This window comes from Streptomyces sp. NPDC002309 (assembly GCF_053593375.1).
In genome coordinates this window covers 12,652-26,483 of sequence record NZ_JBSFCI010000034.1, presented here as the reverse complement: position 1 = coordinate 26,483, position 13,832 = coordinate 12,652, and the positions used below count along the sequence as shown (strand labels likewise).

Below are 13,832 nucleotides of genomic sequence, written 5' to 3'. Positions count from 1 at the left end.
GGCCGGGGTGTGCGCCGCCCCCGTCCCCACGGTGCGGCGCGAGCAGGCCGGTCGTCCCGTCATCCCTCGGACGACGCGGCCTGGGTCCTCAGGTGAGTCCGAGCGCCGGCAGCACGGCCGACTCCACGAACTCCAGCAGGAAGTCCGGGTCGGCGTCCCGGCCCTCCAGCATGGGCCGCACCCGCAGCACGCCGAAGATCTGCGGGGCCACGTACGGCAGCGCCGGGTGGTCGGCGGCGATCTCCCCGCGTTCAACGCCGCGCCGCAGGATCCTCTCGACCGCGGCGATCTCCGGCTCGACGAGCGTCTCGCGCAGCGCCCGTGCCAGTTCCTGGTCCTCCAGGACCGCGTGACCGAGCGCCTGGACGAGCCGGTGGTCCCGGCCCGACCACTCCCCGAGCACCCGGGCGACGTGCCGCAGGTCCTCGGCCAGTGAGCCGCTGTCGATCCCCTCGAAGCACACCCGGCGTCTGGAGCGCAGGGCCGCGGCCACGAACTGGGGCTTGGTCTTCCACTGCCGGTACAGCGTGGACTTGCTGCACCGCGTGCTGGTGGCGACACCCTCCATCGTCACCGCGTCGTATCCACACTCGCGGATCTGTTCGATCACCGCGTCGAAGAACTCCTGCTCACGCTCCCGCGTCAACTTGGAGCGGCTCGAGGCTCCGACCGTCTCCGGTCGCTCCGCGGCCTGCGACGTCATGGGTCCGTCTCCTCGCTCCGGTCACTTCCGGTCCTGCGGCCAGAGGCCCGTGGTCCAGTGTGTCGTACGCAATCGATACGCCAGTGTACCGGTACAGGTGCGTATCGGTACACTGGCGTACCGGTACGTCACCGTATCGATGAGTTTTCCGCACCACCGTCAGTGAAGGGGCCGGGGGATGAATGCCCGCACCGAGCCTGCAGAGGACGGCACCGCGATAGAGCGGCCGCCTCTCGTCCGGGAGTTCCTGCTGGTCGCAGGGCTCTTCCTCGTCTACAAGTCCGGCCGGCTGCTCGCGACCGAACACACCGACGAGGCATTCCGCAACGCGTATCGGGTGTGGGACCTGGAGCGGGCCGTCCGCCTCCCGGCCGAGGGCGGGGTGCAGTCCCTGCTGTTGCACAGCGACACACTGGTGCGGCTGGCGAACACCTACTACGCCGCCGTCCACTTCCCCGCGACCGCGGCCTTCCTGGTCTGGCTGTACCTGCGGCGCCCCGGCCACTACGTCCGGGCCCGCCGGACGCTCGCCGCCCTCACCGCGGCCGCGCTGGTGCTGCATCTGACGTTCCCGCTCGCCCCGCCGCGGATGCTCGCGGCGACCGGGCTGACGGACACCGCGCAGGTGTACGGGCCGTCCGTGTACGGCTCCCCCGAGACCGACCAGTTGTCGAACCAGTTCGCGGCCATGCCCTCGCTGCACTTCGGCTGGGCGCTGATGCTGGCCGCCGGCCTGATCGTGGCGACCCGGTCGCGGCTGCGCTGGCTGTGGCTGACGCATCCGCTGCTGACCCTGCTGGTGATCGTGGGCACCGCCAACCACTACTGGCTCGACGCGATCGTCGCGGCCGCGCTGCTCGCAGCGGCCTTCGCCCTGGTCCGGCCGGTCGTCCACACGCCCCCGTCCGGCTCCCGGGCCGTCGTACCGGCACAGCGGACGGCGTCACGGCGGACTCCGACCGCGGCGTCACCGGCGCAGGAGCCGGCGTTCATGGAGTCGGGCCGATGAGCGCCACCGTTCTCGCCGTGATCCTGTCCCTGTTCTCCGCGGTCGCCTACGCGGCCGCCGCCGTCGCCCAGGAACGGCTCGCCGCCCGCTCGGGCAAGCTGCGCCTGCTCGGCAGCGCCGTGTGGTGGGTATCGGTGGCACTGAACGCCTCCGGCGCGGTACTGCACGTCGTCGCCCTGAACTACGGACCGCTGACGGTGGTTCAGCCGCTGGGGGCGCTGACGCTGGTCGCCGCGGTGCCGATGGGGGCCTGGCTCGCGGGCCGCCGGGTCAGCGCGGTGGAGTGGCGGGGCACCGCCTTCACGCTGGCCGGTCTGGGCGCGCTGCTCGGCACGGCGTCCGGGTCCGCGCCCGACGACGTGCTCAGCGTGCCCGAGGCGCTGACGGTCGCGGGGTCGGCGTCCGTGCTGATCTGCGTACTGGCCCGGCCCGGCACCCGGCCCGGACTGCGGCACGCCGGCGCGTCCGGGATCGCCTCCGGGGTCGGCTCGGCCCTCACCCAGACGGTGACGGTGGCCGCGACCGACTCCTCCGGTCCGCCGCTCGGTGCCCAGGTGGTGGGCGTGGCCCTGATCGTCGCGGCCTTCGCGAGCGGCGGGCTGCTGCTGTCGCAGACCGCCTACCGGGGCGGGCTCGGCGCCCCGCTCGCCGTGGTGACCCTGAGCAATCCGGTGGCGGCCGCGGTGATCGGCCTGTCCCTGCTGGGCGAGCGGCTCCAGGGCGGGGCGGTCGGTGTGCTGCTGGCCCTCGCGGGCGCGCTGCTGGCGTCCAGGGGCGTGGTGCTGCTGTCCCGGAAGCCGTCCCGCGACCGCGCGGCGATGCCGTCCGGGCCGGAGACGCTGGTGCCCCGACCGTCGCGACCGGGGCACCTCACGCCGCTGTGAGCGGCGGGGCGGACCGGGCTGCTCCGTGACGATCGCCGGGTCGCTGACACCCGGGCGCCCGTTGTCGACGTGTCCGGCGAAGCGCCGCAGGTACGGGCGAGCCGGAGCCGGCGTGTCGTGGCACCCCGGCCCGACCGTGGCGCCGTCGGCGACCTGAACGCCGACGGTGCCCGGTCAGGCCTCGGGGGTGGGCACCACCATGAGATGGCTTGTGGAGCGTCGGTCCTGGGACCGACGGCGGGGGGCGGCGGGTGCGGGGCGACGCGGCTCGCGCAGCACCATGGTGACCCGGGTGCAGCCCATGTCCCTGAGGACCTTCGTCGTCTCGGCGACGATCCGGCAGTCCGTGGCTCCCCAGCGAGGGTCGGGGTGCAGCAGCGGGCGCACCGCCCCGTCGTGCTCCACGGCGGCCTCACCGACGGCGCGCACCCAGTGCGGCAGACCCTGCCGGTAGGCGGCCTCCATGAGGGGGTCCTGCGCGATCTCCCGCCGGATGGCCTGCAGCCCGTGGTCGTGACCGTGGCGCTCCACGGTGTCGGCGAAGTGGGCCAGCATCGGAAGGCACCAGCGCGACTCGTGGTCCCCGAGCACATGGGCGGCGTCCGGGTGGAACAGGACGAACCTCAGGAAGTTGTCGCCCGGCATGGCCGTCGGATGGGGCGCGACCTCACGGAAGAGGGACGCGAACGCGCTGTTGGCCAGAACGACGTCCCAGCGGTGGTCGACGACCACGGAAGGAAAGGGCACGGCCTCCATGAAGGCGGCGTAGTCCTGCAGATACGACTGAGCCTCGGAACCCTCGGGGACGGACCGCAACGCGGACCGCTGCCCTCCTGCCTGGTGTGCCATCGGGAGGTCACCCCTCTTGCCTATGCGGCCTTCACGCGGCGCACCGATCCTGATGCCCCGAAGCTTTCCGTGTCAACTATCGTGGCATTCCATGCCGGTCGACGGCTGAAATTGGCCACAGTTGTGGCGAGACCTGGATGTGAGTTCGAACCAACCGCTACTCTCCGGGAAGTTCACGGCAACCACTCGCGAGAAGTGTGTGAGAGACGTAGGAGACCTGGCGGTGACGGATCGCTACGAGGTTCCGGGCGCCACGGCGACGGCCACCCTGCCGGCCGTGATCTTCCGCGTCACCGCACTCGCCGACCGGCTGGGCGTGCCGCACGCGGAGGTCTTCGACACCGTCCGGCTCTCCGTGGCCTGCGGTGTCTGCGAGCCCGTCGTCCGGGAGCTGCTGCGCGGCCGCCGCGCCGGCGAGCCCGATGTGCAGACCCGTTTCCTGCAACGCCTGGACCTGCTGCGGCGCACACGTCTCAAAAGCAACGGGCGCAGATACACCCAGCAGGAGATCGCCGACGGCGCCGGGATGTCGCGGCAGCAGGCCGGCGCCCTCATCAACGGCGACCGGCGCCCCACGATGGAGCACTGCGACGCCATCCAGCGCTTCTTCCGGGTGCACGCCGGCTTCCTCACGGCCGAGGACCCCGAGGCTCTCGCGGACGCGCTGCAGCGCACCGAGCAGGAGCTGCTCCAGAAACTCGCCGACCGGGAGCGGGAGGCGGCGGGGGCGGCCGAGGACCCGCTGGAGCGGCTGCTCCAGGACCACGGCGTGCGCGGGATCGCCTGGCGGGCCGCCCAACTGCCCACCGACCAGCACCGCGACAAGGTCGCCGAGTGGCTGGACATGCTCTTGGAGAGCGTCAAGCGGCCCGAGTCGTGATCCGGGAGAGAATCTGTGGGCATCGCTAGGGAAATGCGCCGTCTGTGCGGCGAGCTGGTCGCGGAGCTGAACCTGCCCGCGCCGGCGCGTCCGACCGACCTCTACGGCGCGCTGTGCGACGGGATGAGCAGACGCCGCGGCCGCCCCGTCCACTTCCGCACGGCCGCCTTCCCGATCGGCACGGCCAGCGGGCTGTGGCTCGACATGGCCGACCAGGACCTCGTCGTCATCGAGGAACGCACCGCCCCCGACCACCAGTTGGTGATCCTCGGGCACGAGCTGTGGCACATGAAGGCAGGGCACTGCAGCCATCACGTCGAGGGCGCCGCGGTCGCGGCCCGTTTACTCGACGACACCGCCGACCTCCAGGCGACCGTTCTGAAGGTGGCCGCACGCACCCGGTTCGACCTCGACGACGAGAGGGACGCGGAGAGCTTCGGGCTGCTGCTCGCCAGCAAGTGCCGCACCTGGCTGGCGGGTTCGGCGCAGCGCGGACCGGTGCAGCGCGACCATCTGGCGGGGCGGATCGAGGCGTCTCTGGGCTACATGGGACCTCAGCACTAGGTCCGCGGCACGATCCGCCGGACGGGCCCGGTGGCCCGGCCTGCGCCGAGCGGGCGAACCGGGGCGCCGCCGGGCCCGATTGTCAGTGGTGGACGGCAAGCTGGGAGTGCGCCGCCGAGTGCGGGGGCGTACGTGCCGCCGCGGCACGGGTGGCGACGACGAGGCGGGGAGAGCCGACCGATGCCCACTGCCGTACCGACCGACCGGGAACGCACCGCCGTGCAGGCGTATCTGCGTCTGCTGCACACCGTGAGAGCGGCGTTCGACACGGAGACCGGGCCGCCGGACGTCCGCCGGCCGGCCGTCGTCCCGCCCGTCGTCCTCGCCGAGGCGGAGCAGGCGCTGGCGAAGGCCGGCCTGCGGGGCAACGAGGAGGAGTTCTTCCGGCTGCTGCGGAGCTGGTGCCCGGAGCGCTGAGTCCGGGGAGCGGTCACCGCACGCCGTCAGGCGTGCGGCACCGTCACCGAGGTGGCCACCAGCCCCCGCTGGATCGTCCACCGGCCGTCGAAGGCGCCGAGCCGGTGACCGCCGACCACGGGACCGGGCACGAGGAGCTCCGCGCGGAAGCGGCCGTGCAGTACCCCCTCGGGACCGACGGCGAGGTGGATGTCGGCCTCGGAGAAGTCCAGCCACTCCCCGGTCAGCGGGAACCACGCCTTGTAGACGGACTCCTTGGCGCTGAAGAGCAGACGCTCCCAGTGGACCCCCGGGTGGCGCGCGCTCAGCAGACGCAGCCGCTCCTGCTCGCCCGGCAGCGCGACGACCTCCAGCACACCCTCCGGGAGCGGCGCGTGCGGTTCGGCATCTATGCCGAGCGAGGCCAGATCGGTCTCACGGACCAGCGCCGCGGCGCCGTAGCCCTCGCAGTGGGTCATGCTGCCGACCAGCCCGGCCGGCCAGCCCGGGGCGCCGCGCTCGCCGGGCAGGACGGCCTGCGGGGGCACGCCGAGCTTCTCCATGGCACGGCGCGCGCAGGTGCGTACGACGGCGAACTCGCGCCGCCGCCTGCCGACGGCCTGCGCCACGACCGCCGCCTCCTGCGGGTACAGCGGCGCCGGCTCGCTCCCGTCGTCGCCGTGCACCTCGACGGACACGACCGGGTCGGGCAGCAGTTCCTCGATCACGGCGTCGTGTCCTCCTCGGGCAGGATGCGGCGCAGCCGGCCCGGCGGCTCCTCGCGCCCCCGCCACTCGCGCGGATAGCCCACCGAGACCTCCTCGAAGCGGACGCCGTCGTGCCAGGTGGTCCGGGGGATGTGCAGGTGCCCGTAGACCATCGTCTCCACCCGGAACCGGCGGTGCCAGTCGGCCGTCAGCCGGGTGCCGCACCACATGGCGAACTCGGGGTACCACAGGACCTCGGTCGGGTGGCGGTCCAGCGGGTAGTGGTTGACCAGCACGGTGGGCAGCTCTTCGGGGATCTCCGCGAGCCGCCGCTCGGTCTCCTCAACCCGGGCGCGGCACCATGCCTCGCGCGTGGGATAGGGGTCGGGGTGGAGCAGGTGCTCGTCGTTGCAGACGACCCCCGTCGAGTAGGCGTACGCCAGCCCCTCGTCCTTGGTCGTCGAACCGGCCGGCAGGAAGGAGTAGTCGTACAGCAGGAACAGCGGCGCCACGGCCACCGGGCCGCCGGGGCCGTCCCAGACCAGGTAGGGGTCCTCCGGGGTCGTCACCCCCAGCTCGCGGCACATCTCGACCAGGTGCTCGTAGCGCGCGACGCCACGCAGGGTGACGGGGTCGGACGGGTGGGTCCACAGCTCGTGGTTGCCGGGGGCCCAGATCACCTTGCGGAAGCGGCCGGCGAGGAGCTCCAGGGCCCAGCGGACGCGGGACACGCTCTCCGCGACGTCCCCGGCCACCAGCAGCCAGTCGTCGTCGGTGTCGGGCCGCATCTTCTCCACCAGCTCGCGGTTCTCGGCGTACCCGATGTGCAGGTCGCTGATGGCCAGCAGCTGTCCGGCACCGCCGGCCGTCGATGTCACCTGTCTACCCCCTCGCGATCACACGGAGGCACCACGACAACATACGCGCGCCCCGGTCGGCAAGGGCCACCGGAGTGTATTGCGGGTTGTCGGAGACCCCCGGGAGGGGTGGGTGGGAGGGGTCATTCCGTAACCCGCACGTTGCACGCGGCGGCCCCGCGAAGCCGTATGATCGCCCCGACACCAGCGCCCCGGAACCCTTCACGCGAGGGCGGTTCGGTGTCCCTTCCACCACCCCCAGGCCGGGCCGGCCCCGCTCCGCCGTGCCCGCGAACCGTGAAAGGCGGCCTGCATGGTCTCTCGCGTACGCGTCTGGCTCAACCGCACGTACGCGGAGAACGTGTTCTTCATGGATCAGCTGCGGAGAAATCCCAGCGACCGGGCCGTCGACATCCATGCGACCCACGGCGACCCCGATTCCCCCGTCCTCGCCGCCGCCGACACCGCCGAACTGGAGCCGGAGGGGCTCTCCCCCGCTGCGTACGTCGAATTCGCCCTCGACGTGTGCGCGAGGCGCTCGATCGACGTGTTCGTGCCGCGGCTGCACCAGGCGGCGGTCGTGGCGCACCGGGCCGAGTTCGAGGCGGTCGGTACGGCGCTGCTGGCGCCGCCGCCGGAGGCAGTCGCCGTCTTCCACGACAAGGTGATCGCCTACGAGGCCGTCAAGGCGATCGGGGTGCCGGTGCCGCCGTGGTGGCGGGTCCGCAGCGCCGATGAACTCCTCGCGGCCGTCGAGGAGTTGGAGGCCGGCGGCCACAAGGCGTGCTTCAAGCCGGCCTCGGGCGCGGGCGGGGTGGGCTTCCGCATGGTCACGCGTGCCCCCTTCTCGCTGCTGCACCTCAGCGGGTTCCCGACGTCCTACGTCCAGCTCGACATGGTGCTGGAGACGCTGCGGCAGGCGGACGAGCCGGTGGACTGGCTCGTGATGCCCCGGCTGGAGCAGCCGGAGGTGTCCGTCGACTGCCTCACCGGGCGTGACAACGTGGTCCGGCTGGCCATCGGGCGGACGAAGAACGGGCGTCGCCGGGGCTTCACCGTGCACGAGCAGTTCTTGGAGCCGGCGCGACGGATCGCCGAGGGGTTCGGGCTGCACCATCTCTCCAACATCCAGTTCCGGATGTTCGGCGAGCAGCCGGTGCTGATGGACGTCAACACGCGTCCGGCCGGCGGGCTGCACCAGCTGTCGCTGTGCGGGATCAACGCCCCCTGGGCAGCCGTGCGGCTGGCTCTGGGCGACGACCCCGGGGAGATCGTGCCGCCGTTCCTCGGCCAGGACTACACCGTCGTGTCCGCTCCCCGGCAGCTGCGGCCGGTCTCCGTCCCGGCGCAGCGGCGGGCGGGGGAGGAAGCGACGGCGGCCCCGGTGTTGCCGGCCGTTCCCTCGCCTGCGCCGCCGGTCGGGTCGGCGGCGCAGGTGCTGCCGCTGTAGGTGCTGCCGCTTCAGGTGGTGTGCCGGGTGCGGGGCGTGGGGGCTTGGCGCGCAGTTCCCCGCGCCCCTTCACGGCGCTCAGCGGGTCAGAAGCGGTGCTGGCCGCGGTACAGGTCCGGTTCTCCCTCCAGTTCGACGGCCAGGACCGTGGCGTGCGGGTCGAGGTCGGCGGGGGCCGGCGGCTCGATCCACAGCACGCCGGGTGTCGGCGTGGGCACGGTTCAGCGCCTCCGCAGGCGCAGGGTGAGGATCTGGAAGGGCCGCAGCGTGACGGGGACGCCGCCGTCGCCGTCGATCTCCGCGTCCTGGAGCGGGCGCTCCAACAGGTCGGTCACCTGGGCGCCGGCGAGCGGGAACCCGGTGCGCAGGACGCCGGCGGCACGACCGCCGCGGCACTCGTAGAGCCGCACGACGACGTCGCCGGAGCGGTCGTCGGCGAGCTTCACCGCCTCGACGGTCACGCCCTCGCCGGTCACGGAGACGACGGGCTCCGCGGCGCCCGCCGAGTCCGCGACGCGCAGCGGGAGGTTGAGGGCGTAGCCCTCGGCGACCGCGTCCTCGATGCTCGCCCCGGGCAGCAGCGCGTAGGTGAAGCGGTGGCGGCCCTGGTCGGCCTCCGGGTCGGGCACGCGCGGGGCGCGGACCAGGCTGAGGGCGACGGTGGTGGTCGTGCCGCCGTCCTCGCGGACCGTGCGCGTGACGTCGTGTCCGTACGTCGAGTCGTTGAGGACCGCGACGCCGTAGCCGGGCTCGCCGATGTGCACCCAGCGGTGGCCGGAGACCTCGAAGCGCGCCGACTCCCAGCTGGTGTTGGTGTGCGTGGGGCGCTGGACGTGCCCGAACTGGATCTCGGCGGACGAGTGCGAGGCGCGGACGTCCACCGGGAAGGCGGCCTTGAGGATCTTCTCGGCCTCGTGCCAGTCGATCTCGGTCTCGATGTCGACGCGGGGGCTGCCGGAGCGGAGGGTGATCGTCTGGACGATCCGCGAGCCGCGGCCGAAGGCGCGCTCGACCCGCAGGGCGCCGAGCAGGGGGTCCTGCTCCACCACGGTGATCGACTCGGCGTCCAGCAGGTCGGTGTAGCGGTTCTTGTAGTGCTTGTCGATGTCCCAGGCGTCCCAGTAGTTGGGCAGGTCGGTGTGCAGGCGCAGCAGGTTGCCCGGCCCGGCGAGGACCTCGCGGCCGGCGCGGAGGTCGCGGACGGAGGCGAGGGTGCCGTCGTCGGCGAGTTCGACACGGACGAGGCCGTTGTCGAGGACGCGGTCGGTGACGGTCACCGGGGCGTGGACCGGGGTGTCGCCGAGCGGGGCGCTGCCGCCGGCCGGCACGTCGACGACGCGCGTCCGGCCGTCGGCGTCGCGGACCACCTCGTGCCGGTCGAACGGGCTGGTGTTGAACGCCCGTGACTCGCCGGCGCCCAGCGCCTCGATCGCCTCCCGGGTCAGCGTCCGCAGTTCCTCGGCGACGCGCGCGTACTCCGCCTCCGCCTCCCGGTGCACCCACGCGATGGACGAGCCCGGCAGGATGTCGTGGAACTGGTGGAGCAGGACCGTCTTCCAGAGGCGGTCGAGGCGCTCGTAGGGGTAGGCGTGGCCCGGCACGTGCAGAGCGGCCGTCGTCGCCCACAACTCCGCCTCGCGCAGCAGGTGTTCGCTGCGGCGGTTGCCCTGCTTGGTGCGGGCCTGGGTGGTGTACGTGGCGCGGTGCAGTTCCAGGTACAGCTCGCCGGCCCACACCGGGGCGTCCGGGTACTCCTCACGGGCGGCGGCGAAGAACGCGTCCGGGTGCTCGACGCGGACCTTCGCGGAGCCCTCCAGGTCGGCCAGGCGCCGGGCGCGCTCCATCATCTCGCGGGTGGGGCCGCCACCGCCGTCGCCGTGGCCGAAGGGCGCCAGGGACGTCGTACCGCGGCCCTTGTCCTGGTAGTTGCGGACCGCGTGGGCCATCTCCTTGCCGGAGAACTCGGCGTTGTAGGTGTCGACGGGCGGGAAGTGGGTGAAGACGCGGGTGCCGTCGATGCCCTCCCACCAGAAGGTGTGGTGCGGGAACTTGTTGGTCTGGTTCCAGGAGATCTTCTGGGTGAGGAACCAGTCGTTGCCGGCGAGGCGCGCGAGCTGCGGGTAGGCGGCGGTGTAGCCGAAGGAGTCCGGCAGCCACACGCCCTTGGTCTCGATGCCGAAGTGGTCCATGAAGAAGCGCTTGCCGTGGATCAGCTGGCGTGCCATGGCCTCGCCGCCGGGCAGGTTGCCGTCGGCCTCCACCCACATGCCGCCGACCGGCGCCCAACTGCCGTCGACGACGGCCTTCTTGATCCGCTCCCACACCTGGGGGTAGTTGTCGCGCACCCACTCGTACTGCTGGGCCTGCGAGCAGGCGAAGACGAACTCCTCGTACTCCTCGGCGAGCGCGGTGACGTTGGAGAAGGTGCGGGAGGTCTTGCGCTTGGTCTCGCGGATCGGCCACAGCCACGCCGAGTCGATGTGCGCGTGGCCGACCGCGGAGAGGGTGTGCGCGCTGGCGTGCGCCGGCTTGGCGAGGACCGGGCGCAGCACCGTGCGGGCGTCCGCCGCGGTGCCCGCGACGTCGTCCAGGTCGAGAGCGTCCATCGCGCGGTCCAGCGCGTGCGCGATCTCGTGCCGGCGGGGGTCGTGCTCGCCCAGCTCCAGCATCAGTTCGCGCAGCACCTGGACGTCCAGGGAGAGGTGCCAGACCTCCTCGTCGAGGATCGCGAGGTCGGCGCGGCGGAAGGTGTAGAGGGGCGTGTCGCCGGCGGTGAGCACATCGCCGAGGGGGGTCGGGGCCGCGAAGTCGTTCGCGAGGATGTCGGGGTTCGAGGCGGCCTCGACCAGGTAGTCGATCTCCTCCCCGCCCGTCGCGGGGTGCGCGATCGGCACGTACTGGTTCTGCGGGTTGACCGCCTTCAGCGGGGTGCCGTCCACACGGTGGACCAGGGCCTCGGCCTGGTTGCCCGGCCAGTCGCCGACGAAGCCCAGGTCGAAGACGGCCTCGACGCGCCGGCCCGCCCACTCGGCCGGCACCCGCCCGCGCATCCGGAACCAGGTGGTCCCCCACGGCGGTCCCCAGGGGGTGTCCATGGCGAAGGGCTCGTAGGCGGCCTCGGCGGCCTCGGAGAACGGCACCGGCTCGCCCGGCGCCTGCCAGGACTCGACCGTGAGCGGAACGGTGGCGGCGTAGATCGCGGCCTTGATGCGCTGGTTGTGGACGCGCTCGACGCGCTCCTCGATCCGGCGGCGTTCGTCGTGCATGGGACTACCCCTCCTGAGGGTTCTGGTGGAGGACCTGGGGCCCTGGTGGAGGACCCGGGAATTTTACTTGAGGTACGACAGGCCGGGGTGGACGGCCGTGTAGCCGTCGACGAGCCGCCGGGCCACGCCCACGGAGTCGACGAGCGGATGCAGCGCGAAGGCTTTCACGGCCGTCGAGCGGGAGCCGGAACCGGCGGCCGACAGCACCTCGCGTTCGACCGCTTTCACCGCGCAGACCAGGCCGGTGGCGTGGTCCGGCAGCGGGTCCACCGCCACCGGGTGCGCGCCGTTGGCGTCGACCAGGCACGGCACCTCGATCACCGCCTCGCCGTCGAGCACCGAGAGCGTGCCCCGGTTACGGACGTTGAGGATCAGGGTGGTGCGCTCGTCCCGGGCGATGGCCCGCATCAGCGCGAGGGCCACCTTCTCGTAGCCGCCCGAGAGGTCGTCGGCGTCGCGCTCGCCGGCGCCCGCCGTCTCGCGGTTCTCGGCCATGTAGGTGGCCTCGCGTTCGGCGCGGGTCTCGTCCCAGGCGCCCAGCGCGGAGGCGTCGGCGTCGCGCGTCCGCTCGTAGAAGCGGGCCTGCTGGTCGCGGAGGAAGGCGCCGCGGGTCTGCTCGGCCTCCTGGTAGGCGCGGACGGCTTCGCGGTTGAAGTAGTAGTAGTGCAGGTACTCGTTGGGGATCGCGCCCAGCGACCGCAGCCAGTCGGTGCCGAAGAGCTTGCCCTCCTCGAAGGAGCCGAGCAGGCCGGGGTCGGCGAGCAGCCGCGGCAGTTCGTCGCGGCCGGCGACGCGCAGGCCGCGCACCCAGCCGAGGTGGTTGAGGCCGACGTAGTCGATCCACGCCTCGGCCGGGTTCGTCACGCCGAGCACGCGGGCGATGCGGCGGCCGAGGCCGACCGGTGAGTCGCAGATGCCGATGACGCGGTCGCCGAGGTGGCGGGACATGGCCTCGGTGACCAGTCCGGCCGGGTTGGTGAAGTTGATGACCCAGGCGTCGGGGGCGAGGCGGGCGACGCGCCGCGCGATGTCGACCGCCACCGGCACGGTCCGCAGTCCGTAGGCGATGCCGCCCGCGCCGACCGTCTCCTGGCCGAGGACCCCTTCCGCGAGCGCGACCCGCTCGTCGTGGGCGCGGCCCTCCAGGCCGCCGACGCGGATCGCGGAGAACACGAAGTCGGCGCCGCGCAGGGCCTCGTCGAGATCGGTGGTCGCGGTGACCTCGGGCGCGTCGGGCACGCCGGCGGCCTGTTCGGCCAGGACGCGGGTGACCGCGTCCAGCCGGCCGGGGTCGAGGTCGTGGAGCACGACCCGCGTGACCCGGCCCTCGGCGTGGTCGCCGAGGAGGGCCCCGTACACGAGCGGCACCCGGAACCCGCCGCCGCCCAGAATCGTCAGCCTCACGCCTGCACCTCTCCCGCCACGAACACGTCGACTCCGGCCTCCTCCAGGGAGGACCGCGTCGCCGTGTTCACCGGCGCGTTCGTCACCACCACGTCCAGGTCCTCCGGACCGCAGACCTTCGCCATACCCGTACCCGGGAACTTCGCCGCGTCGGCGAGCAGGACGACCTGGTCGCCCGCCTTGATCATGGCGCGTTTGACCGGCACCTCGACGACGGTCGTGTCCATCACCTGCCCGCCGGGCCGCACCCCGCTGGTACCGAGGAAGAGCCAGTCCGCGTGCAGCTGGCGGAGGTTGTCCTCGGTGAGGAAGCCCACCAGGGAGCGGTACTCGCGCCGGACCATGCCGCCGAGCAGCACCAGTTCGATGCCCTCGTCGTCGGCGAGCTCCTCGTACACGACCAGATTGCTGGTGATCACCGTGAGCCGGCGGCCGTGCAGCTGCCGGGCCAGCCGGTAGGCGGTGGTTCCGATGTCGAGCAGCACCGACTGACCGTCCTCGATCACCGCGGCCGCGCGCACCGCTATGGCGTCCTTGGCGGGCACGCGTACCTCGGCGACCTCGGCGAAGGGCTGGTCGCCCTCCTCGGCCACGGCGCCGCCGTGCACACGGGTGAGCAGGCCGTCCTCCTCCAGCTTCACCAGGTCACGGCGGACTGTGGCGGGGCTCACGCCGAGCTGCTCGGAGAGATCGGTCACGGCCGCGGGGCCCCCGGACCGCAGGGCCCGCAGGATGAGTTGGTGTCGTCGTTCAGCCAGCACGCGATGCACAGTAGTCGTCATCTCCGATCACCACCATGCTCATTCCTGCTTGGAAACTGGCCGCTCTTTGAGCTGGAGCGCACTATTCCTGTCACCGAATTG

At 72.5% G+C, this 13,832-nt stretch carries 14 protein-coding genes; 6 read left to right on the top strand and 8 right to left on the bottom strand.

The features are described from left to right. Window positions 1-88: 88 nt before the first annotated feature. On the bottom strand, window positions 89-703 hold the full coding sequence (locus ACWCPM_RS25905) for a TetR/AcrR family transcriptional regulator C-terminal ligand-binding domain-containing protein (RefSeq protein ID WP_450978660.1): 615 nt from the start codon (window positions 701-703) through the stop codon (window positions 89-91). A 178-nt stretch (window positions 704-881) separates the two neighbouring features. On the opposite strand from ACWCPM_RS25905, the gene ACWCPM_RS25900 reads away from it, so the two are divergent. Continuing rightward, window positions 882-1,712 (top strand): phosphatase PAP2 family protein, encoded by an 831-nt coding sequence (locus ACWCPM_RS25900; RefSeq protein WP_450978659.1) that lies wholly within the window; start codon window positions 882-884, stop codon window positions 1,710-1,712. Then, on the top strand, window positions 1,709-2,596 hold the full coding sequence (locus tag ACWCPM_RS25895; protein ID WP_450978658.1) for a hypothetical protein: 888 nt from the start codon (window positions 1,709-1,711) through the stop codon (window positions 2,594-2,596). Before ACWCPM_RS25900 ends, ACWCPM_RS25895 begins: the two co-directional genes overlap by 4 nt. 174 nt (window positions 2,597-2,770) lie before the next feature. On the opposite strand, the gene ACWCPM_RS25890 is transcribed toward ACWCPM_RS25895, so the two are convergent. After that, window positions 2,771-3,445, bottom strand: a complete 675-nt coding sequence (locus ACWCPM_RS25890) for an MmyB family transcriptional regulator (RefSeq protein WP_450978657.1) — start codon at window positions 3,443-3,445, stop codon at window positions 2,771-2,773. A gap of 223 nt (window positions 3,446-3,668) precedes the next feature. Between ACWCPM_RS25890 and ACWCPM_RS25885 the strand changes: the two genes are divergently transcribed. The 3 genes from ACWCPM_RS25885 to ACWCPM_RS25875 all read left to right on the top strand — a co-directional run bounded on the left by ACWCPM_RS25885 (window position 3,669) and on the right by ACWCPM_RS25875 (window position 5,306). After that, entirely contained in the window at window positions 3,669-4,325 is a 657-nt protein-coding gene (locus ACWCPM_RS25885; RefSeq protein ID WP_450978656.1) for a helix-turn-helix domain-containing protein, read from the top strand. A gap of 33 nt (window positions 4,326-4,358) precedes the next feature. Continuing rightward, a complete protein-coding gene (locus ACWCPM_RS25880) occupies window positions 4,359-4,889 on the top strand; it encodes a toxin-antitoxin system, toxin component (RefSeq protein WP_450978711.1) in 531 nt (176 codons plus the stop codon). 180 nt (window positions 4,890-5,069) lie between these two features. Then, the gene (locus ACWCPM_RS25875) at window positions 5,070-5,306 is read left to right on the top strand and encodes a hypothetical protein (RefSeq protein WP_450978655.1); all 237 of its coding nucleotides are present in this window, start codon (window positions 5,070-5,072) and stop codon (window positions 5,304-5,306) included. A gap of 26 nt (window positions 5,307-5,332) precedes the next feature. Here the strand turns inward: ACWCPM_RS25875 and ACWCPM_RS25870 are convergent, their stop codons facing one another. Next, the gene (locus ACWCPM_RS25870) at window positions 5,333-6,013 is read right to left on the bottom strand and encodes a 4'-phosphopantetheinyl transferase family protein (RefSeq protein ID WP_450978654.1); all 681 of its coding nucleotides are present in this window, start codon (window positions 6,011-6,013) and stop codon (window positions 5,333-5,335) included. Continuing rightward, window positions 6,010-6,870 (bottom strand): metallophosphoesterase family protein, encoded by an 861-nt coding sequence (locus tag ACWCPM_RS25865; RefSeq protein WP_450978653.1) that lies wholly within the window; start codon window positions 6,868-6,870, stop codon window positions 6,010-6,012. The genes ACWCPM_RS25870 and ACWCPM_RS25865 overlap by 4 nt, the downstream gene beginning before the upstream one ends. A gap of 292 nt (window positions 6,871-7,162) precedes the next feature. Here ACWCPM_RS25865 and ACWCPM_RS25860 point away from each other — a divergent pair, with 292 nt between their 5' ends. Next, a complete protein-coding gene (locus ACWCPM_RS25860; protein WP_450978652.1) occupies window positions 7,163-8,299 on the top strand; it encodes an ATP-grasp domain-containing protein in 1,137 nt (378 codons plus the stop codon). A gap of 86 nt (window positions 8,300-8,385) precedes the next feature. Here ACWCPM_RS25860 and ACWCPM_RS25855 read toward each other — a convergent pair whose 3' ends face one another. From ACWCPM_RS25855 to ACWCPM_RS25840, 4 genes are all read right to left on the bottom strand, one after another. Beyond that, complete coding sequence (locus ACWCPM_RS25855; protein ID WP_450978716.1) at window positions 8,386-8,517, bottom strand: hypothetical protein; 132 nt, start codon at window positions 8,515-8,517, stop codon at window positions 8,386-8,388. A gap of 3 nt (window positions 8,518-8,520) precedes the next feature. Then, entirely contained in the window at window positions 8,521-11,565 is a 3,045-nt protein-coding gene (locus tag ACWCPM_RS25850; protein WP_450978651.1) for an alpha-mannosidase, read from the bottom strand. A 63-nt stretch (window positions 11,566-11,628) separates the two neighbouring features. Beyond that, window positions 11,629-12,969: a 6-phospho-beta-glucosidase gene (locus ACWCPM_RS25845; RefSeq protein WP_450978650.1), complete on the bottom strand. Its 1,341-nt coding sequence runs from the start codon at window positions 12,967-12,969 to the stop codon at window positions 11,629-11,631. Then, window positions 12,966-13,730 (bottom strand): DeoR/GlpR family DNA-binding transcription regulator, encoded by a 765-nt coding sequence (locus ACWCPM_RS25840; protein ID WP_450978649.1) that lies wholly within the window; start codon window positions 13,728-13,730, stop codon window positions 12,966-12,968. Before ACWCPM_RS25840 ends, ACWCPM_RS25845 begins: the two co-directional genes overlap by 4 nt. Window positions 13,731-13,832 lie beyond the last annotated feature (102 nt).

What these genes read in the sequence shown, in the direction of transcription:
- ACWCPM_RS25905 (WP_450978660.1), bottom strand. Translation starts at nt 703, where the DNA reads ATGACGTCGCAGGCCGCGGAGCGACCGGAGACGGTCGGAGCCTCGAGC.
- ACWCPM_RS25900 (WP_450978659.1), top strand. Translation starts at nt 882, where the DNA reads ATGAATGCCCGCACCGAGCCTGCAGAGGACGGCACCGCGATAGAGCGG.
- ACWCPM_RS25895 (WP_450978658.1), top strand. Translation starts at nt 1,709, where the DNA reads ATGAGCGCCACCGTTCTCGCCGTGATCCTGTCCCTGTTCTCCGCGGTC.
- ACWCPM_RS25890 (WP_450978657.1), bottom strand. Translation starts at nt 3,445, where the DNA reads ATGGCACACCAGGCAGGAGGGCAGCGGTCCGCGTTGCGGTCCGTCCCC.
- ACWCPM_RS25880 (WP_450978711.1), top strand. Translation starts at nt 4,359, where the DNA reads ATGCGCCGTCTGTGCGGCGAGCTGGTCGCGGAGCTGAACCTGCCCGCG.
- ACWCPM_RS25875 (WP_450978655.1), top strand. Translation starts at nt 5,070, where the DNA reads ATGCCCACTGCCGTACCGACCGACCGGGAACGCACCGCCGTGCAGGCG.
- ACWCPM_RS25860 (WP_450978652.1), top strand. Translation starts at nt 7,163, where the DNA reads ATGGTCTCTCGCGTACGCGTCTGGCTCAACCGCACGTACGCGGAGAAC.
- ACWCPM_RS25850 (WP_450978651.1), bottom strand. Translation starts at nt 11,565, where the DNA reads ATGCACGACGAACGCCGCCGGATCGAGGAGCGCGTCGAGCGCGTCCAC.